At 69.4% G+C, this 18,636-nt stretch carries 18 protein-coding genes; 8 read left to right on the top strand and 10 right to left on the bottom strand.

Going from position 1 to position 18,636, the window contains the following annotated elements; genetic code table 11:
- Positions 1 to 16: 16 nt before the first annotated feature.
- Positions 17 to 1,261 carry an NAD(P)/FAD-dependent oxidoreductase gene (locus AC1DBD_RS10545; protein WP_476925266.1) on the top strand — a complete coding sequence of 415 codons (1,245 nt, stop codon included), beginning with the start codon at positions 17 to 19 and terminating at the stop codon, positions 1,259 to 1,261.
- Here the strand turns inward: AC1DBD_RS10545 and AC1DBD_RS10540 are convergent.
- Positions 1,258 to 2,484: a cysteine desulfurase family protein gene (locus AC1DBD_RS10540; RefSeq protein ID WP_476925267.1), complete on the bottom strand. Its 1,227-nt coding sequence runs from the start codon at positions 2,482 to 2,484 to the stop codon at positions 1,258 to 1,260. The two genes, AC1DBD_RS10545 and AC1DBD_RS10540, sit on opposite strands and share 4 nt — an antisense overlap.
- Positions 2,485 to 2,632: 148 nt before the next feature.
- Between AC1DBD_RS10540 and AC1DBD_RS10535 the strand changes: the two genes are divergently transcribed.
- Entirely contained in the window at positions 2,633 to 3,508 is an 876-nt protein-coding gene (locus tag AC1DBD_RS10535; protein ID WP_476982061.1) for a DMT family transporter, read from the top strand.
- Here the strand turns inward: AC1DBD_RS10535 and AC1DBD_RS10530 are convergent.
- Positions 3,495 to 4,193, bottom strand: coding sequence for a helix-turn-helix transcriptional regulator (locus tag AC1DBD_RS10530; RefSeq protein WP_476925269.1), 699 nt, complete (start codon positions 4,191 to 4,193; stop codon positions 3,495 to 3,497). The genes AC1DBD_RS10535 and AC1DBD_RS10530 overlap by 14 nt on opposite strands.
- A gap of 89 nt (positions 4,194 to 4,282) precedes the next feature.
- Here AC1DBD_RS10530 and AC1DBD_RS10525 point away from each other — a divergent pair, with 89 nt between their 5' ends.
- Positions 4,283 to 4,696 carry a hypothetical protein gene (locus AC1DBD_RS10525; protein WP_476892229.1) on the top strand — a complete coding sequence of 138 codons (414 nt, stop codon included), beginning with the start codon at positions 4,283 to 4,285 and terminating at the stop codon, positions 4,694 to 4,696.
- A 40-nt stretch (positions 4,697 to 4,736) separates the two neighbouring features.
- On the opposite strand, the gene AC1DBD_RS10520 is transcribed toward AC1DBD_RS10525, so the two are convergent.
- Both AC1DBD_RS10520 and AC1DBD_RS10515 read right to left on the bottom strand, forming a co-directional pair.
- Positions 4,737 to 5,408, bottom strand: coding sequence for a hypothetical protein (locus tag AC1DBD_RS10520; RefSeq protein ID WP_476925542.1), 672 nt, complete (start codon positions 5,406 to 5,408; stop codon positions 4,737 to 4,739).
- A gap of 14 nt (positions 5,409 to 5,422) precedes the next feature.
- Complete coding sequence (locus tag AC1DBD_RS10515) at positions 5,423 to 6,325, bottom strand: diacylglycerol/lipid kinase family protein (RefSeq protein ID WP_476982060.1); 903 nt, start codon at positions 6,323 to 6,325, stop codon at positions 5,423 to 5,425.
- Between the two features lie 126 nt (positions 6,326 to 6,451).
- On the opposite strand from AC1DBD_RS10515, the gene AC1DBD_RS10510 reads away from it, so the two are divergent.
- The 4 genes from AC1DBD_RS10510 to AC1DBD_RS10495 all read left to right on the top strand — a co-directional run bounded on the left by AC1DBD_RS10510 (position 6,452) and on the right by AC1DBD_RS10495 (position 9,663).
- The gene (locus tag AC1DBD_RS10510) at positions 6,452 to 7,423 is read left to right on the top strand and encodes a J domain-containing protein (RefSeq protein ID WP_476892227.1); all 972 of its coding nucleotides are present in this window, start codon (positions 6,452 to 6,454) and stop codon (positions 7,421 to 7,423) included.
- 28 nt (positions 7,424 to 7,451) lie between these two features.
- On the top strand, positions 7,452 to 7,919 hold the full coding sequence (locus AC1DBD_RS10505; protein ID WP_441417236.1) for a tRNA (cytidine(34)-2'-O)-methyltransferase: 468 nt from the start codon (positions 7,452 to 7,454) through the stop codon (positions 7,917 to 7,919).
- A gap of 255 nt (positions 7,920 to 8,174) precedes the next feature.
- A complete protein-coding gene (sigK, locus tag AC1DBD_RS10500) occupies positions 8,175 to 8,780 on the top strand; it encodes an ECF RNA polymerase sigma factor SigK (protein WP_441417235.1) in 606 nt (201 codons plus the stop codon).
- Between the two features lie 10 nt (positions 8,781 to 8,790).
- A complete protein-coding gene (locus AC1DBD_RS10495; protein WP_476982059.1) occupies positions 8,791 to 9,663 on the top strand; it encodes an anti-sigma factor in 873 nt (290 codons plus the stop codon).
- A gap of 84 nt (positions 9,664 to 9,747) precedes the next feature.
- Here AC1DBD_RS10495 and AC1DBD_RS10490 read toward each other — a convergent pair whose 3' ends face one another.
- The 6 genes from AC1DBD_RS10490 to AC1DBD_RS10465 form a co-directional block, all read right to left on the bottom strand.
- The gene (locus AC1DBD_RS10490) at positions 9,748 to 11,142 is read right to left on the bottom strand and encodes a GntT/GntP/DsdX family permease (protein WP_476917217.1); all 1,395 of its coding nucleotides are present in this window, start codon (positions 11,140 to 11,142) and stop codon (positions 9,748 to 9,750) included.
- Positions 11,143 to 11,204: 62 nt separating this feature from the next.
- Positions 11,205 to 11,738: a gluconokinase gene (locus AC1DBD_RS10485; protein ID WP_441417233.1), complete on the bottom strand. Its 534-nt coding sequence runs from the start codon at positions 11,736 to 11,738 to the stop codon at positions 11,205 to 11,207.
- 74 nt (positions 11,739 to 11,812) lie between these two features.
- Positions 11,813 to 12,592 (bottom strand): PIG-L deacetylase family protein, encoded by a 780-nt coding sequence (locus AC1DBD_RS10480; protein WP_441417232.1) that lies wholly within the window; start codon positions 12,590 to 12,592, stop codon positions 11,813 to 11,815.
- Between the two features lie 3 nt (positions 12,593 to 12,595).
- On the bottom strand, positions 12,596 to 13,549 hold the full coding sequence (locus AC1DBD_RS10475) for an electron transfer flavoprotein subunit alpha/FixB family protein (protein ID WP_476892224.1): 954 nt from the start codon (positions 13,547 to 13,549) through the stop codon (positions 12,596 to 12,598).
- A 14-nt stretch (positions 13,550 to 13,563) separates the two neighbouring features.
- The gene (locus AC1DBD_RS10470) at positions 13,564 to 14,364 is read right to left on the bottom strand and encodes an electron transfer flavoprotein subunit beta/FixA family protein (protein ID WP_476892300.1); all 801 of its coding nucleotides are present in this window, start codon (positions 14,362 to 14,364) and stop codon (positions 13,564 to 13,566) included.
- 309 nt (positions 14,365 to 14,673) lie between these two features.
- Positions 14,674 to 16,248, bottom strand: a complete 1,575-nt coding sequence (locus AC1DBD_RS10465; protein ID WP_441417230.1) for a S1C family serine protease — start codon at positions 16,246 to 16,248, stop codon at positions 14,674 to 14,676.
- 306 nt (positions 16,249 to 16,554) lie between these two features.
- Between AC1DBD_RS10465 and AC1DBD_RS10460 the strand changes: the two genes are divergently transcribed.
- Positions 16,555 to 18,600: a TPM domain-containing protein gene (locus tag AC1DBD_RS10460; RefSeq protein ID WP_476982058.1), complete on the top strand. Its 2,046-nt coding sequence runs from the start codon at positions 16,555 to 16,557 to the stop codon at positions 18,598 to 18,600.
- Positions 18,601 to 18,636 lie beyond the last annotated feature (36 nt).

Below are 18,636 nucleotides of genomic sequence, written 5' to 3'. Positions count from 1 at the left end.
AGACGGGACGCGCGAGATGGCTGTCGAGAACATCGTGATTGTGGGTGGCGGCCTGGCGGGCGCCACCGCCGCGAAGACCCTGCGGGTGGAGGGCTTCGAGGGCCCGGTCACGCTGCTCGCCGAGGAGGCGCAGGCCCCCTACCTGCGGCCGCCGCTGTCCAAGGAATATCTCCTGGGCAAGGACGGCGAGGACGCCCTCCCGGTGGTTCCGGCCGGCTGGTACGGGGAGAACGACGTCGACCTCCGGCTGGGCGCTCCGGTCACCGGGCTGGACCCCGCGGCCCGCACGGTGACCCTCGGCGACGGCAGCCGGCTACCCTATTCCGCGCTCCTGCTGGCCACGGGGGCACGTCCGCGCTCGATTCCGCTGCCCGGCAGCAGCCTCGACGGCGTCATGACGTTCCGGACGCTCGACGACAGCCGCCGGCTCCGGGATGCCCTCTCCGCGGGCGGCCGGAACGTGGTGATGGTCGGCTCGGGTTGGATCGGAATGGAGCTTGCGGCCGCCGCGAACTCGTATGGCAACTCCGTCACCCTGCTGGGCCTCGAGCAGGTGCCGCTGGCCGCGGCGATCGGCCCCGAACTGGGCGCCTTCTTCCGCTCGCTGCATGAGTCCCGGGGCGTGCGGTTCCGGCTGCCGGCGTCGGCCGCAGCCATCACAGGTGTCGACGGCCGGGTCACCGGCGTCCGCACCGACGCCGGCGAAATCCTGGCCGCCGACCTGGTTGTCATCGCCGTCGGCGTCGTCCCCGACACATCGCTCGCCGCAGCCGCGGGCATCGCCCTGGACAACGGGATCCTCACGGACGCGTCGCTGCGCACTTCGGCTCCGGGAGTCTTTGCCGCCGGCGACGTCGCCAACGCCCTGCATCCGTTCACCGGCGGGCACCACCGCAGCGAGCACTGGTCCAACGCGCTCAACGGCGGGAAGGTCGCCGGCCGGGCGATGCTCGGACGGGAGGCCGTACTGGACACCATTCCTTACTTCTATACGGACCAGTACGACGTCAGCATGGAGTATTCCGGCTTCCCCAGCCTGGTCGAGGGCCCGCCCGTACTCAGGGGTTCACTGGAGCGGCAGGAATTCCTCGCCTTCTGGCAGCGCGAAGGCTGCGTGGTCGCAGGCATGAACGTCAACTGGCCGCGGTCCGACAAGCCGCAAAAGGCCATCAAGGCACTCATCACTGCACGCGCCTCCGTCAGCCCGGACTCGCTGGCGGATCCGGACGTCCCGCTGGAGCAGCTACTGTCCGGGGACTAGCCGTTGGCGGATTGGCGGGCGACGGTTCCCGCGGTCTGGATGCTGGACTCGTGTCCGGCCATGCCGGCCTGGCGGGCGCGGGTGTACGCCGCCGGCAGGGCCGCCAGCAGCGCATCGACGTCGGCGTCGGTAGAGGAGTGGCCGAGGGTGAAGCGCTGGGCGCCCCGGGCGGTGTCCTCATCCAGGCCCATGGCGAGCAGCACGTGGGAGGGCCGTGGCACGCCGGCGGTGCAGGCTGAGCCGGTGGAGGATTCCACCCCGGCGAGGTCCAGCAGGAACAACAGCGAGTCGCCCTCGCAGCCGGGGAAGGTGAAATGCGCGTTGCCCGGCAGCCGGCCGTTCCCGGGGGCACCGCGCAGGACGGCCTCCGGAACGGCGGCGCGGACGCCGTCAATCAGCCGGTCCCGGAGCGCGGAGATCCGTGCCGACTCGGCGGCGAGATTTCCGGTGGCTGCCCCCGCCGCGGCGGCGAAGGCTGCGATCGACGCGGTGTCCAGGGTGCCGGAGCGCACGTCGCGTTCCTGTCCCCCGCCGTGCTGGACCGGGGTCAGCTTGACGGCGCGGCCCAGCAGCAGCGCGCCGACGCCGACCGGGCCGCCGATTTTGTGTCCGGAGATGGACATGGCGTCCAGGCCGGTCCCACGGAAATCAACCGGCACGGAGCCGAACGCCTGCACGGCGTCGGAATGCACGGGCACGCCGGCGGCGTGCGCCAGCCGCACGACCTCCGCGACCGGTTGGAGGCTGCCTACCTCGTTGTTGGCCCACATGACGGTGACCAGGGCAATCGAGGCCGGATCGTCGGCCAACTCGGCCTCCAGCGCGGCCAGGTCCAGCACGCCGTCGGCGTCCACGGGCAGCCAGCGAACGTCGGCTCCCTCGTGCCGTTCGAGCCATTCGACGGCGTCCAGCACCGCGTGGTGTTCGACGGCGGAGCAGAGAACGCGGGTCCGCCGCTGATCCTCGGCCTGGCGGGCCCAATAGAGTCCCTTCACGGCAAGGTTGTCGGCTTCCGTGCCACCTGAGGTGAAGATAACCTCCGAAGGATGCGCCCCGGCTGCCGCGGCCAGGGCCTCGCGGGCATCCTCGACAGCCCGGCGGGCGCGGCGGCCGGACCCGTGCAGAGAGGAGGGGTTGCCGGTGCGGGCCAGCTCACGCGTCAGCGCGGCCAGCGCCTCCGCGGCAAGCGGCGTGGTGGCTGCGTGGTCTAGGTATACGGGCACACGCCAATTCTACCGTGGGGGCTTGCTCCGCGCCGCGGGACGGCGCGGCCGGAAGGCGCGGGACGGCGCGGGACGGCGACGCCGGAAGGAGACGGAAGGCGCCGGAGGGCGACGCCGGAAGGAGACGGCACTGGTGTACATTCAAGCGGTGAAAGCGTCCCTCTACCTCGTCCTGGCCACCCTGTTCTGGTCCGGAAATTTCGTCGTCGGCCAGGCCGCTGTCGCCTCGATGACGCCCCTGGACCTGACCTTCTGGCGCTGGACGCTGGCCGCCCTGCCGCTGCTGGCCCTGGCCCACTTCGTGGAAAAGCCGGACTGGCGCGCGGTCCTGCGCCGCTGGCCCGTGCTGCTGCTGCTGAGCGCGCTGGGGATGAGCGGCTACACCTTGCTCCTGTACAGCGCGCTCGGCTACACCTCCGCGATGAACGCCTCGCTGATCACCGCGGCGAACCCGGCCCTGATTGTGGTGATGGCAATTTTCCTGCTCGGCGAGAGGACCACCCGGCTCGGCTGGCTCGGCATCGGGCTGGGGCTGCTGGGCGTGCTGCTGGTCCTGACCCGCGGCGAACTGCAGCGGGTACTCAGCCTCTCGATCAACACCGGGGAGCTCCTGATGATCGGCGCCATCGTGGTCTGGGGCAGCTACACGATCATCGCCCGCAGGCTGGACATTCCCGCCATCGCCGCCACCGCCGTGCAGGTCACCATGGCCACCGTGACGCTGGCACCGTTTGCGCTGGCCATGCACGTGCGGCTGCCGGAGACACCGGCGGAGGGCTGGTCGCTGGCCTACATAGCGGTCTTCCCCTCGCTGGGCGCCTACCTGTTCTGGAACCTGGCATTAAAGACCACCCCGCCGGGCACCGCCGGGAACTATCTGAACCTCATGGTGGTCTTCACCGCCGTCATCACGGTCGCGCTTGGGACGCCCCTGACCCTCGTCCAGGTCGCGGGCGGCATCATGGTGGTAGCCGGCGTCCTGCTGACCGGCATCAAGGGGCAGGCGAAGCTCAGAGCGGCCTGATCCGGGCGCAGCACTGGGCCGGGGCAGCCGAGCCCTGCACCCGGAGTTCCTCGATGTCGAGCGCTTCGACCCTGGCCGGATCCACCCCGCAGCCCGCCGCGGCCCCGCCCAGGAACGCGCCGTTCATGGCGCAGACCACCTCCGCGTGGCCCTGGGCCACCCGGTGAAACGGGCAGTTGAGCAACACGAGCCCGCCGGCACCGTCGTCCGCCGGTCGGTACCCCTCGGCGGTCAGCAGCTCCGCGAAGTCGGCGGTGCCGGCGGCTTCCCCCGCGGCCAGGCCCCGCGACCGGGCGGCCTGCAGCAGCGCGGTCCGGGCCGATCCGCCGTCGGCCGCGGATTGTTCAATCGCCGTCACCAGGAGTTCGGCGGCCAGATCATAGTTGCGTTCCGGGACGGATGCCGAGACCTCCTGGACGGCCGCGCGGTACAGCTTGGCCGGCCGGCCGGAACCGGGCCCCTCCTTGCCGCCGAGTTTGCGGAACTCCACCGCCAGCAGGCCGTCGTGGACCAGCCGGTCCAGGTGAAACGACGCGGTGCTCCTTGCCAGCCCGAGGGCACCGGCCGCGTCGTCGCGGCCCACCGCCTGATCCGCCGCGGTGACGAAGTCAAAGAGCCGCCTGCGGTTTTCATCCCCCAGGGACGCGACGGCGGCAATCCTGCGGCTCCACGGCAAACGGTTCATGGCATCAGCCTAACTCTAAAAACAAGATCCATTGCTTAACCCCTGGAGTCATTCTAAAATCAAGTTACCCAATTTTAGAGGAGCAGAAGATGAAATCTTCAACAGCACTTGCGGCCCCGGCCCCGACGGTCGCAGCCGGTTCCCAGCGGCAGGCCTTCCTGTTGCTGCGCACGGTCTTCACCGTCGCGCCGATCATTTTCGGCCTGGACAAGTTCACCAACCTGCTGACCGACTGGACGATGTATCTCGCCCCGGTGGCCACCTCGGTGGTCCCGGTGTCGGCACAGAGTTTTATGTACGTCGTCGGCGTCGTCGAGATCATCGCCGGCATCGCCGTGGCGGTCCGCCCGCGCTTCGGATCCCTGCTGGTCGCCGTGTGGCTGCTCGGCATCATCGTCAACCTGCTGGTCCTTGGCAGCTACTTCGACGTGGCACTGCGCGACTTCGGACTGCTGGTCGGGGCCCTGGCGCTGAACCGGCTCTCGCCGGCGAAGCTCCACTAGTCGGCCCCCTTCCGCCGCCGGCCTGTCCGCTTCGGGCGGGTCAGGACGACGGCGGCAGCACGGCCAACCGTGCGGCGATGTCGGCCCGCGCGGCCGCGAGCGCCGCGTCGTCCGGGCAGGACACGGAGACATAGACGGATGAGCCGGCCTTGGCAAAGAGCCGGGCGTAGCTGGCGCTCGCCCGGCTCCCGGCCTTCTTGCCGCCCTCGAGCACCAGCACCTCGACCCGCGGGCCCGGCTTGTCCGGTTCGCCGCCCCAGCGCAGGACTGCCGTCTTGAGGTAGGACGGCAGGATGCTGGGGTCCAGGTAGTGGAAGAGGGCCTCCGTGGACGCCTTGTCGTCGCCGGCGACGACGAGCGGCCACTGGTTCACCCGGACCCTGGCGGAGACCAGGCAGCCGTCGGCCTTCCGGTACTCGCTGGCGCCGGCCACATCCTGTTTGCCGGCCTTCCAGGCGGGGGCGTCGCTCAGCCCGTCGGAGAGTCGGACCGGTACGCCGGCAGCGAGGCGGTCCCCCGCTCCGAAAGGCAGGCTGCGCGCAGCGACCGCTTCGGCGTCGTACCCCGGCGTCACGGTCGGGGTGGCGACGGTGGCAGCGCTGCTCACCGGTTTGGCCGCCGAGGGATCCGGAACCCCCACACTGCAGCCTGCCAGCAGGGGCAGCAGTGCCAGCAGTGCGCCGCCGAACCGTGCCGTGCCGTGGCCCGCCATGTCCGTCACCCTGCCTACGCCAGGACCCGGAGCGCACCGGGCACAACGTCGATGGTCAGTGGCAGCGGTCCGACCCGCTCGCCGTCCGCGTACGCGACGACGCCGTCGGCCTCAAGTTCAACCCGCCGGACCCGGCGGATCTCCACGGCCGGGTGGCCCACGTGCTTGCCGGAAAACACCTTGGGGAACACCGCCAGGAAAGCGGCGCGGGACAACGGCCGGACGATGAACAGGTCCAGATAGCCGTCGTCGAGGACGGCGTCGGGCACGACCTTCATGCCGCCGCCGATCGACTGTCCGTTGGCCACCGAGATCAGCATGGCACCCTGCTGCCAGCGTTCGCCGTCGGCCGTCACGGTGTACTCGATGGCGCGAAAGGTGGCCAGTTCGCGCAGCATGGCCAGGTTGTACCGGGCCTGGCCGCGCGGCCGGCGCCACGCGTTGGCGCGCTCGTTGACCGCGGCGTCAAAGCCTGCGGACACCACCCCGGCAAACCAGTGCGTCCGGCCGCCGGAGCTCACCCGGCCGGCGTCGATCAGGCGGCCGCCCGACGGCAGGGCAGCCAGCACCCGTGCGGCGGCCGCCGGGATGTCGTGCCGCGGCAGGCCGAGCGCGCGTGCCATGTCATTTCCGGTTCCGCTCGGAATGATGCCCAGCGGAGTCCCGCCGAACGGGGCACCCGACCCGGCGAGCGCATTGACACCCAGGTGGACCATGCCGTCGCCGCCCGCCACAACCAGCGCGTCCACCCCGTCGGCGAGCACCTTGTCCACGGCCCGGGACAACTGCTGGTAGCTGTCCTCGCACAGCAGCTGGACCTGGACCCCGGCCGCGCTGAGGCACTTGGCCGCTTCCCGGCCGGCATGCCGCCCGCGGCCAAAGGAGGCGCGCGGGTTGACGGCGAGGGCAATCTTCATGCGCTGAATTATGCCAGCCGCCGGGAACCATCCACGGCCACACGCTCGTTATTCCCCCAGCCGGTTAAACTGTCCACGCCGGAGGTCCCCGACCGGACCGGCTCCACTGACGCAAAGGAATCGTGCTTGACGCAGGGCAACAGCTCGCATTACCAGGTCCTCAGGATCCCCGTCACGGCGACGGACAAGGACATCAAGGTGGCCTACCGCAAGGCTGCCCGCACGGCCCACCCCGACCACGGAGGCGACGCCGCCACCTTCCGCCGGGTGACCCTGGCCTATGAGACCCTCATCGATGCCAAGCGCCGTGCCGATTACGACCGTTCCTACGGCAGCGGGACCGCCTTCTCCAGCCGCACGGCCCCGGCCGAAGAAGGTGCGCACTTCGACGCGCCGGCAGCCGGCAGCCGGGCTTCCGCGCATGTCCGCCGTCCTAACACGCCGCGCAACACCGCCGCGGATCCCCCGGTCTACGTTCCCTCCTTCGAAGAGGTGGCGGCGGCCGGTGAGGTGCCGCTGATCCCGGCGTCGGTGGCCGGGCAGCAGGTCCACGGCATGCCCCGCCGGCGGGGCATTTTCGGCGCTGAGGCGCGCATCCAGCGCGAAATGCGGACGGTGCAGCTGATCACCCGGCAGATCCTGCCTGCCATCCCGGCCGCCCGGCTGATCAATGGTCTGCAGTCCCCCGCGGACAACAGCCACATCGACCATGTGCTGGTCTCCGGCTACCGGCTGGCCATCATCGGTTCCATGCTCCTGCCGCCGGGAGCCTACGCCTGGAACGGCAGCACCCTGAACCACGGCGGCCGGTCCATCGCCCCGCCGCAGCTGGCCCATGTGGTGCGCCGGATGCAGGACATCTTCCCGGAGCTGAACGTCACCGGCTGGACCGTCGTCCACAGCACCGACGGCAACCTGCACGAACCGGTGATCGACCGGCACGGCCGCTCCCGCGACCGCGGCGACAGCCAGGAGCTCGTCCAGGTGGTCAACGCCGCCGGGCTGGCCCGCGGCCTCAAGCAGTTCCTCAGTTCCGGGCCCGCCCCGAACACCGTCAACGTACCGGTGCTGGCCAGGCTGCTGCGCGGAATGCATTAGCGGCCAGCCGGCTCGCTAGGATGGGAGCGTGTTCCGCATCCTCTTCCACAGCCCCGAAATCCCCGGCAATACCGGCAATGCCATCCGGCTGGCCGCCATCACGGGCGCCGAACTCCACCTCGTGGAGCCGCTGGGCTTTGACTTCTCCGACGCCAAGCTCCGCCGCGCCGGCCTGGACTACCACGACCTCGCTGTCGTCACCGTCCACCCGGACATCGACGCGGCCTGGGAAGCGCTGCAGCCGGAGCGGGTCTTCGCCTTCACTTCCGACGGCGAAACCTCCTACACGGACATCAGCTACCGTCCCGGCGACGTGCTGATGTTCGGCCGGGAATCCGTGGGCCTTTCCGAGGCACTCAAGCACGACCCGCATGTGACGTCCCGCGTCCGGCTGCCTATGCTGCCGGCGCTGCGTTCGCTGAACCTGGCCAACGCGGCGTCGATTGCTGTCTACGAGGCCTGGCGCCAGCAGGGCTTCGCGGGCGCCAAGCTGTAGTACCTGGGGCTTGCGGCGCTGGATCCGGATCAGGCCGCTGGCGCAAATTTCCCTGAAGCCCGCCCATCCGTTTCTCCCGCCGCGCCGAATCGTTTGTGAGACACCATCCAGGCGAGCGTTGAAGGGAGCGAGGAGCGGCAGGTGACAATAATGCAGGCGGATAGACGCCCGGCCCGTTGGGCTGCGGGCAACCACGGCACGGTCGAAGTCCGTTCTGGCCCCGGACCGGAGGCTGGCACCTTATGCTTGAGGGTGATGGAAACTCCGAATGCCCCGAATCCCGAGGCCGCCGCTCCCCCCAGCGCCTCAGCCGACGTTAACCGCCGGCTGGGAGCCCTGCTCGGACAGATCGCCAACGGTGACCAGGCCGCCTTCGCCGAGTTCTATCAGCTCACGTCGCGCCGCGTTTTCGGCATGGCGCGCCGGGTCCTGATTGACACGGAGCTCAGCGAGGACACCACGCAGGAGGTGTTCCTCCAGGTCTGGCAGAACGCCGCCAAGTTCAACGCCGACGCCGGCAGCCCGCTCGCGTGGCTGATGACCATCTCCCACCGCCGGGCCGTGGACAAGGTCCGGTCCTCGCAGTCCTCCACCGACCGTGAGGCCAAGTACGGCGCCAGCAGCCAGGAGATCGACCACGACTCCGTTTCCGATGCGGTCGGCAGCAAGCTCGAGGCCGAAGCGGTGGTCCGCTGCCTGGACACGCTGACGGACACACAGCAGGAATCCGTCCGGCTCGCCTATTACGGCGGGCTCACCTACCGGGAAGTCGCCGAGAAGCTCAACGCGGCCGTTCCCACCATTAAGTCCCGCATCCGCGACGGACTGATCCGACTGAAGACCTGTTTGGGGGTGAGTTGAGATGAATGACATGAATCCTCAGAACAGCGGCCGCACGCCCGGCAGCTTTTCCGCCGACATCGCCAGCGACCTCAGCTCCGGCCGCGCCGTCGACCTCGCCGAGGTTTACGCGCTGCACGCCCTCGACGACGCCGAACGCACCGCCGTCGACCGCTACCTCACGGAGGCCCCGCCGGCGGAACGCGCCGAGTTCGAGGAGCGTGTCCGGCAGGCCCGAGAGACGCTGACGATGAGCTTTAGCGCGGAGGAGGAGCCGCCGGCCGGCCTCTTCGACCGCATTGTCGCGGCCCTGCCGGCGCAGGCCGCCGAGCCGGGTGCCGAGGCACGGCCTGGCCCTGCCGCTCCCCCGGTGGTGGCCCGTCCGGTCCGCGAACACCCGGGGCTTCCGGTCACCGACGAACTCAGCGCCGCCCGCCAGCGCCGTGACGAACGGCGCCGGCCCCAGGGCATGCGCAACTGGCTGATCGGCGTCGCCGCTGCTGCCGCCATCGCGGTAGGCGGAGTCGGGGTGGGCGCGTATGTCGCCAACCAGAACGACCCGCTGAACCAGGTGCTTCAGGCCAGCGACGTGCGCAAGGCGACGATCGACGTGATCGGCGGCGGCACGGCCTCGCTCACGCTCTCGTCCTCGAGGGACGCCGCGGTAGTAAAGATGAACGGCGTTCCCGCTCCACCGACGGGCAAGGTCTACCAGATGTGGCTGATCCCGAAGGACGGCTCGGCTCCGGTCTCCAAGGGCCTGATGGACGCGGAGGCGCTGTCAAAGCCTGCTGTCGTCACGGGCATCGGCTCCGCCGCGGCCCTGGGCATCACGGTGGAGCCGGCGGGCGGCTCTAAGACGCCCACCATGCCGACCGTGGCCTCCGCGCCGCTGGGCGCTTAGTAGCTGACGCTTAGTATCCGACAACGACAAAGCCGCGCAGGACCCGATTGCCCGGGGCCTGCGCGGCTTTTGTTGTGCCGCCCGCTAAATGACCAGCGAGAGCAGCATCACGAAGGCAAAGCCCACCACGGAGATCAGCGTCTCCATCACGGACCAGGTCTTGAACGTCTGTCCGACGCTGAGGCCGAAGAGTTCCTTCACCAGCCAGAACCCGGCGTCGTTGACGTGGGAGAGGAAGAGCGAGCCGGCGCCGATCGCAAGGGCCAGCAGGGCGGCGTGGGTCGGGGAAAGCGAACTGGCCAGCGGTGCCACGATGCCCGCCGCGGTCACGGTGGCCACGGTCGCGGAGCCGGTGGCGAGGCGCAGCGCCACGGCCACGAGGAAGCCGAGGACCAGCACGGACATGTTGGCGCCCTCGGCCCATTTCTTGACGGCGTCGCCGACGCCGGCGCCGATCAACGTCTGCTTGAAGCCGCCGCCAGCGCCCACGATCAGCAGGATCGCGGCAATCGGGCCGAGACTCGCGCCGATCTTGGTGGTGATCTTGTTGCCGGTGAAGCCGACGGCGTAGCCGAAGGTGCCGATGGCGAGCAGGACCGCCAGGGTCATCGCAACGAGCGGCTGACCCACGAAATCGAAGAAGACCCGGATCCACGGCGCCGAGGCGGCGTCGGGCCAGATGATGTCCACGACGGCCTTGAGCAGCATGAGGACGACCGGGAAGATGATGGTCATCAGCGTGACCGGGAAGCTGGGCTGGCGCTTGACGCCTTCGAGATCGGCGCCGTGCTCGGTGTCGATGCCGCCCGCGACGGCGGGGGCGCCCACCGGCACCCATTTGGCGGCGAGGCGGGAAAACAACGGACCGCAGATGATGACGGTGGGGATGGCGACCAGGAGTCCGAGCGCGAGCGTGGTGCCCAGCTCGGCCTTGACGGCGCTGATCGCGATCAGCGGACCCGGGTGCGGCGGCACGAGGCCGTGCAGCACCGACAATCCGGCCAGCGCCGGGATGGCGATGCGCATCAGCGGCATTTTGGAGCGCTGCGTGACCAGGACAATCACGGGCAGCAGCAGCACGAGGCCGATTTCGAAGAACATCGGCAGGCCGATGATCACCGCGACAAGCGTGATGGACCAGACCACCCGGTTACCCCCCGCCTTGGCGAGCAGCGTGTCCACCACGCGGTTGGCTCCCCCGGAGTCCGCCAGGAGCTTGCCCAGCATGGCGCCGAGGGCGATCAGCAGGCCGACCTCCTTCAAGACGCCGCCCACGCCGTCCTCGAAGTTGCTGATGATCTTGGGCAGTTCCACGCCCGAGGCCAGTCCGACAAAGGCCGAGCCGAGCACAAGCGCGAGGAAGGGGTGGAGCTTAAACTTCGCGATCAGCACCACGATCAGTGCGATGCCGAGGCCGGCGACCACCAGGAGCTGGGTGTCGTGGCCGGTCCAGGCCTCGAGGGCAGCGGGAAGCTGCATTGCTGTAAGAGAATTCAAAACGTTTTCCTAGCTGGAATAAGGGGGTGGTGACCGGCGCGCGGTTAGCGCGCGGCGGCGTCGGCGCCGTTGAGGTGGAGCCGGTCGATGATTTCCTGGGCTTCGTCCGCGGGGGTTGCCCCTACGGAGAGGGTGATGAAGTTTTCGTCCTCGGTGGGGGCTTCCAGCGCGTCGAACTGGGATTCCAGCAGCGCCGGTGGCATGAAGTGGCCGTGCCGGGAGGCGAGGCGGTCCGAGATCCGGTCCTTGCTGCCTTCGAGGAAGACAAAAACCACGCCTTCCCCGCGCAGGACGTCGCGGTACCGCTTCTTCAGGGCCGAGCAGGTTACGACGCCGGGGGTCCCGGCGGCGGTGTGCTCCCGGATCCAGGCGGCGATGGTGTCCAGCCAGGGCCAGCGGTCTTCGTCCGTCAGCGGCTGGCCGGCGTGCATCTTGGCCACGTTGGACGCCGGATGCAGGTCGTCGCCTTCCGCGAGGTCCCAACCCAGCCGCCCGGCCAGCAGGCCGGCCACGGTGGATTTGCCCGAGCCTGAGACGCCCATGATGACCAGGACGGGGTGCTGCGCAGTCTTCGCCATTAAAGTCTGCCTTCCATCAATAAATATGATTTAAACAATGGCAAGCATATGGCAGCGGTCACGCTCGGGCAACACTAGAAGCCGGCGATGGTTCCCGGGCCGTTGACCGCGACGACGTGGAACGCCTCGGCGCTCCGGCCCGGAGCGAGGCCGCCGCGTTCCCCGGTGGCGAGCATGAGGCCGCGGACGGTGCGTTCCATGGCGTCAACGTCGGGGTGCTGGCTGGCGTGGATGTGGATGGCCGCCAGCTTTTCCTCGACGTTCCCGGTGACATCCACAAAGTGGTTCTCCCGCTCCTCCGGTCCGGCGAAGAGCCACAGCCAGGGCAGCTTGTAGGCCTCCAGCCCGGCCGCGGCCAGCTCCGGGTACGCGAAGGGGTTCTCCAGGGCCGGGTACACAGCCCTGGTCACCGCCTCCCCCACCGCCAGGTGGTCCGGGTGGCTCTTCTGGATCCGGTTCCAGTTCCGTTCCGGATGCATGGCGAGCACGACGTCGGGACGGAGCCGGCGGATCAGGCGCACCACCTCACGGATGACCTCGTGCGAGGGCTCAAGGTAGCCGTCCAGCTGGTGGAGGTAGTGGATATCGCTCACGCCGACGAGCGCGGCGGCGCGCTGCTGTTCCTCCGTCCGCAGCCGGACGATTTCGTCGCGCTTCGCCGGGTCGAAGCCGCCGGCGTCCCCGTCCGTCATGATGCAGTAGCTGACCTGGACTCCGGCGGCGGTCCACGCGGCGATGGTGCCGGCGGCGCCGAAGTCGATGTCGTCCGGGTGGGCGGTGAAACAAAGCACCCGCTCGATCCGGGTGTGGTTCGGATCGAACGGGCTCTGTGCCGCGGGGGCGTTGGTGCTCAATGGTCAGCCTTTGCGCTTCTTGATTTCTTCGGTGGCCTGCGGCAGCACCTGGAAGAGGTCGCCGACGATGCCGAAGTCGGCGATCTCGAAGACCGGGGATTCGGCGTCCTTGTTCACCGCCACGATCACCTTGGCGGTCTGCATGCCGGCCTTCTGCTGGATGGCGCCGGAAATGCCGGCTGAGATGTAGAGCTGCGGGGAGACGGTCTTGCCGGTCTGTCCGATCTGCGCGTCGTGGCCGATCCAGCCGGCGTCCGTGGCGGCGCGGGACGCGCCGATGGCCGCGCCCAGGGCGTCGGCGAGGTCCTCAAGCGGTCCGAAGTTTCCGTCCACTCCCCGGCCGCCGGCCACGACGATCCGGGCCTCGGAGAGGTCGGGGCGGCCGCTGGCGGCCTTCTCGGTCCGGGCGGTCACCCGGGCCGCGCCGGCTATGGCGTCCGCCGGCAGGTCGACCGTGACAGGCTGCGGGGCGGTGGCCGTGGCGGCCGGCTCCGGGGCGACGCTGTTGGCCTTGACGGTCAGCACGGCCACCGGGGTGGTGGCCCTGGCCGTGGTGGTGTACGAGCCGGCGAGCACCGACTTGTGCGCGGTCCCGTCCGGGTCGACCGCGACGACGTCGGTGATCACACCGGCGCCGAGTTTGATCCCCAGCCGCGCCGCGACCTCCTTGCCCTCGGCCGAGTTCTCGGCCAGCACCACGGTGGCCCCGGAGGTTCCGGCCACGGCCGCGAGGAACGCCGCCTTGGGGCCGACGAGGTAGTCGTTGAGGTCGGCTGCCGCGGGGACGTAGAGTTCCCCCGCTCCGTAGGCTGCCAGCTCGGCGGCGACGTCGTCGTGCAGTTCGCCGTTGAACGCCACCGCGGCCTCACCCAGCGAGCGCGCGATGGTGAGCAGCTCCAGGCTGGACTTCTTCAGCGCCTGGCCCGGGGTATCGATGAATACAAGTACTTTTGCCATGTCTGGATTTCCCCTTAGAGCAGCTTCTGGGCGGCCAGGAACTCGACCAGCCTGAGGCCGGCGTCGCCTTCGTCGGTGATGATGGTGCCGGCCGTCCGCGGCGGGCGCGCTTCGGCGGTCTCGACGGCGGTCCAGGAGCCCGCGAGCCCCACCTGGCCGGGTTCAACGCCGATGTCCGCCAGCGTCAGGGTGGCGATGGTCTTCTTCTTCGCCGCCATGATGCCCTTGAAATTCGGGTAGCGGGGGTCGTTGATCTGGTCCGTGACCGAAACGAGGGCCGGCAGGGTGGCCTCGACGGTGTCCGCGTGCGAGTCACCGTCGCGGCGGGCCGTGAGCTTGCCGCCGTCGAGCTCCAGCGAGGATGCGAAGGTCACCTGCGGCAGGCCGAGGCGCTCGGCGAGCTGGGCCGGGACCAGCGAGGTCTCGCCGTCGGTGGAGGCCATGCCGGTCAGGATGAGATCCGCCGGCGCGTCGGCGCCGAGGTGCCGGATCGCCGCGGCCAGCGCCAGCGAGGTGGCTGCCGCGTCCGAGCCGGCGAGCGCATCGTCGCTGAGGTGAACGCCTTCGGTGGCGCCGATCTGCAGCGACTTCTTGACGGCATTGACGGCGCCGGCCGGGCCCATACTCAGGGCGATGACCTTGTTGCCGGCCGCTTCGCCACCGCGGGCCTCGATCAGCTGCAGCGCGGCTTCCAGGGCGTATTCGTCGAGCTCCGACAGGATGCTTTCGGACCGGTCCGTGGTGTTGTCCCCGCCGCCAAGGTGGCGGTCGAACTGCGCGTCCGGTACGTGCTTGACCAGCACGATGATCTTCAAAGTCTCTTCCACTGTGTTTACAGCAGCCTTCCATGCGGGTGGGCAGCCAGCCGGGTGGGGACGTGGCCAGGGAGCGCCCGGGGTGCCGGGTTGCTCCTAGCTAACCATATAGCGCGGGCCTGGCGGGGCCTCGGTTAACGCCTGTGTCAGGGCGCCCCGGAAAGGGGCAATAGCGGTCGTTAGCGTGCCGGAAAAGGGAGCCGGGAAAAGCAGCGCCGGCCGGCACCCCAAGGCGCCGGCCGGCGTCACGGGCCGGGCGTTGCGGCTCCGGGACCCTCTCGTCGTACTGCTGTTCGCTACTGGTGCCGGCTACTGGTCGGCGGCCGCACCAAGGGTCACATCGAGCTGCTGTTCCTGGCCGCCCCGGAGGACGGTGACCTTGACGGTCGCGCCGGCGGCCTGCTCGCGCACGGCGGCCGTCAGCTGGTTCGGATCGCTGATGGTCCGGTCCTGGAACTTCGTGATGACGTCGCCCACCTTGATGCCGGCCTTGTCGGCGGCCGAGCCCGGTTCGACCGTGGCCACGTCGGCGCCGACCGAGAAGCCGGAGGACGAGGTGCCGGCCGCCTTGGACTTCACGCTCACTCCAAGCTGGCCGTGGGTGGCCTTGCCGGTGCTGATGATCTCCTGGGCCACGCGCTTGGCGTGGTTGATCGGGATGCTGAAGCCAACGCCGATGTTGCCGCTGCTCGTGCTGCCGCTGGCGTCCCCGCCGGCGGAGGCGATGGCCACGTTGACGCCGATGATTTCACCCTTGCTGTTCACCAGCGCGCCGCCGGAGTTACCCGGGTTGATGGCCGCGTCGGTCTGGATGACGTTGATCGAGATGCTGCCCTGATCGGCAGTGCTCGGCGCCTGGCCGCCACCGGGAGGGGCGAACTGGAAGCCCTGGTCGCCGCCCTGGGAATTGTCGGCGCCGCCCTTGGGGGCGGCCGAGGAGGCCACGCTGATGGTGCGGTTGAGCGTGGAGACGATGCCGTCCGTGACGGTTCCGGTCAGGCCCAGCGGGGAGCCGATCGCGACGGCGGTGTCACCGACGTTGAGTTTGTCCGAGTCGCCAAGGGTTGCCGGAACCAGCCCGGCCGGCTTGTCGATCTTGATCACGGCGAGGTCCGAGAGCGGGTCGGTGCCGACGATCTTCGCGCTGAAGACTTTGCCGTCGCTCGTGCGGACCTCCACGGCGGCGTTGGCGGTCTTGCCGTCCAGCGTGACGACGTGGGTGTTGGTGAGGACGTGGCCATCGCCGTCGAGGATGATGCCGGACCCCGTGCCTCCGTCGCTTCCGCTCGAGGCCTTGATGGTCACGACGCTGGGCGAGGCCTTCATCGCTGCGGCGGTGATCGCGTTGACGTCGTCCTTGTTGTTCACGATCACGGTGCCGGACTGGCTGGTGCTGCCCGTGGAAGACAGGGGCCGGTTCCCGATCAGGGCGTTGCTGCCGGCCACGACTCCGCCGCCCACCAGACCGGCGGCCAGGATGCTGGCAATGAGGGTGGGAACGCCGAAGGCGGCCTTGCGCTTCGGCGCGTTGGCCGGGTGGTTAAACGCATTGTTGTGGGGAGCCTGTCCGGCAGGCGGCTGGTTGCCGTAGGCGCCATAGGGGCTGGCTCCCTGGCCGTAGGGCGCGGGCTGTTCGTGCGAGGGCGCGCCAAACTGCTGCGTCTCGGGACCCGAGTGCTGGGCATAGGCCGGGGGACGCTCCGGATACACCGGGCGCGGGGAGCCGTCCGCCGATTGGTCAAGCCTCATGGTCGGGTTTTCCCGGGCTGAGTCCTCCGCCGCCGTGCTGTGCGAAGCCCCGGCAGCGGCCTCCCCCGGCTCAAGCGGCTCCCCGTTCGGGGTCGATGGATCCGGTGACGCGCCCTGCATTGGGTTCTCAGTCATGGGACTTCCTTTCATCCTCGTCTGCAGTCAATTATGGCGGTCCAGACTGGAACATAAGCGAACATTTGCTGGGAGGTTCCTGAATGCCGACGCGCGCCGGGGCGGGGCTGGGTCCTCCCGTCCCGCCAGCTTCAGCGCGTTTCGCTGGTGGCATATTCCCGGCGGTGGACGGCCTTTGGGGTGCACCATAGAATCAAATGGAATTGCCACAGCGACCTGCGGCTTTACACCTGCGTGGGGGCGCTGCTGCGTTCTGAGACGACCGGCTCGGCTCGATCCGGTCACAGAAGTGCTGAAGGGTTGCACATGCGGTCAATGATGAAACGATTCCTCGCCGTTCTCGGCGTGGCCGGACTGCTGGCGCTCCCCGCCGCTCCTGCCCTCGCCGAAGATCCGGTGACCATTCCTTCCGGGCAGAACATCGTCGACAGCGGCAACGTGCTCGGCAGCCGCAAGGGCGAGGTCCAGGACGCGATCCAGAAGCTCCTGAAGGACCACAAGTACAACCTTTACGTGGTCACCGTAAAAACCTTCGAGAACCCGGCCGACCCCAAGTCATGGTCACAAGCCGTGGCCACCAAGAAGGGCATGGGCCGGGCCGACGTCATCCTGGCCATGTCCGACGACGGCAAGTACTACTTCTCGCCCAACTCGGCCAGCGCCATCTACTCGAAGACCAGCACCATCAGCCAGAACGCAATCGTCGCGAACCTGGCCGGCGGAAAGCGCGACTTTGCGCAGGCCGCGATTGACACCGCCGCGGCAGTCGGTGACGCCGCCGGCGGCGGCAGCGGCTCGGTCCCCTCTGCGGGCGCCGGGAACGGCGTCCTGGTCGGCGTCGGCGTCGTGGCGGCCGGCGGCGTGGGAACCTATCTTTACCTGCGCAACCGACGGAAAAAGACCGCCGCGGCAGGCGGCACCGCCTATGGCCCGCAGGGCGCCGAACTCGACCCCCTCGCCGGATTGAGCGTCGAGGAGCTGCGCCGCAAGAGCGGTTCGCTGCTGATCGAAGCGGACGACGCCATCAAGTCCAGCGAACAGGAGCTTGGCTTCGCCCAGGCGCAGTACGGCGACGCCGCCGTCGGCAACTTCACGAAAGCACTGCAGGACGCCAAGGCCCACATGAGCGAGTCGTTCAAGCTGCAGCAGCAGCTTGACGACCACATTCCGGACACCGAAGAGCAGCAGCGGACCTGGCTGGGCGAAATCATCCGCCGCTCCGAGGCCGCACTGTCCTCCCTCCAGGAGCAGAAGGCGGACTTCGATTCCCTGCGGGAGCTTGAGAAGAACGCCCCGCAGGCGCTGGCGGCCGTCGGCACCGGCGCAAAGGACGCGGAGGCCAAGATTGCGGCCGCTGAGCAGTCGCTGGGCGAGCTCCGGGCAAAATATGCGGAGAGCGCCCTGACGCAGGTCGCGGACAACATCAGCCAGGCCAAGGAACGTCTGGCATTTGTGCAAAACGCCTCCACCACGGCCCAGGACAAGCTCAGCGCCGGCGAGGGCAGCCTTGCCGCCGTCGCGGTCCGGGCCGCCGAGGAGAGCCTGCACCAGACCAACGTGCTGCTCGGGGCCATCGCCAAGGTGGCGGCCAATCTGGACGAGGCCCGCAGCGGACTCGAGTCTGCCGTCGTGGACACGTCGCAGGACCTCGCCCAGGCGCGGGCCATGATCCAGTCCGGCGCCCACCCGGAACTGGCCGGACCGGTCGCCGGGGTGGAGGCCGCACTGGCCCAGGTCAAAGCCGAAATCCAGGCCGGCAAGATCGACCCCATCGCCACGCTGGAGCGCGTGGAGAACGCCCACCAGTCCCTCGACACGGCCCTGACCGGCATCCGGGACCAGCAGGAGCAGGCCCGCCGGGCGCAGGCCTCGCTGCAGCAGAGCATCATGTCCGCCCAGGCGCAGATCAGCGCGACCTCCGACTACATCACGGCACGCCGCGGCGGGGTGGGCACCGAGGCGCGCACCCGGCTCGCCGAGGCGCAGCGCAACCTCGACTACGCCCTGTCCATCTCCCGCACCGACCCGGTCACCGCCCTGCAGTACGCGCAGCAGGCGCATTCCCTCGCCGCCCAGGCCGCACAGCTGGCGCAAGCCGACGTGGACCAGTTCGGCGGCTACGCGAACCAGGGCTACGGCCGCGGTGGGATGTTCGGCGGCGGCGGAGGAGGCGGCCTCGGCGGCGCCATCCTCGGTGGCATCCTGATCAACTCCATCCTGCACGGCGGCGGTGGCGGCGGTTGGGGCGGAGGCGGCGGAGGCTGGGGCGGCGGCGACTCCGGCGGCGGTTGGGGCGGCGGCGACTTTGGCGGCGGCGGCGATTTCGGCGGCGGGGACTCAGGGAGTTTTTAGCTGGCCGGTCACAGACTAGGCGCCGGCGGACTCGAT

Source organism: Arthrobacter sp. 10T419, from assembly GCF_056394105.1.
This window is presented reverse-complemented; position numbering and strand designations above follow the sequence as displayed.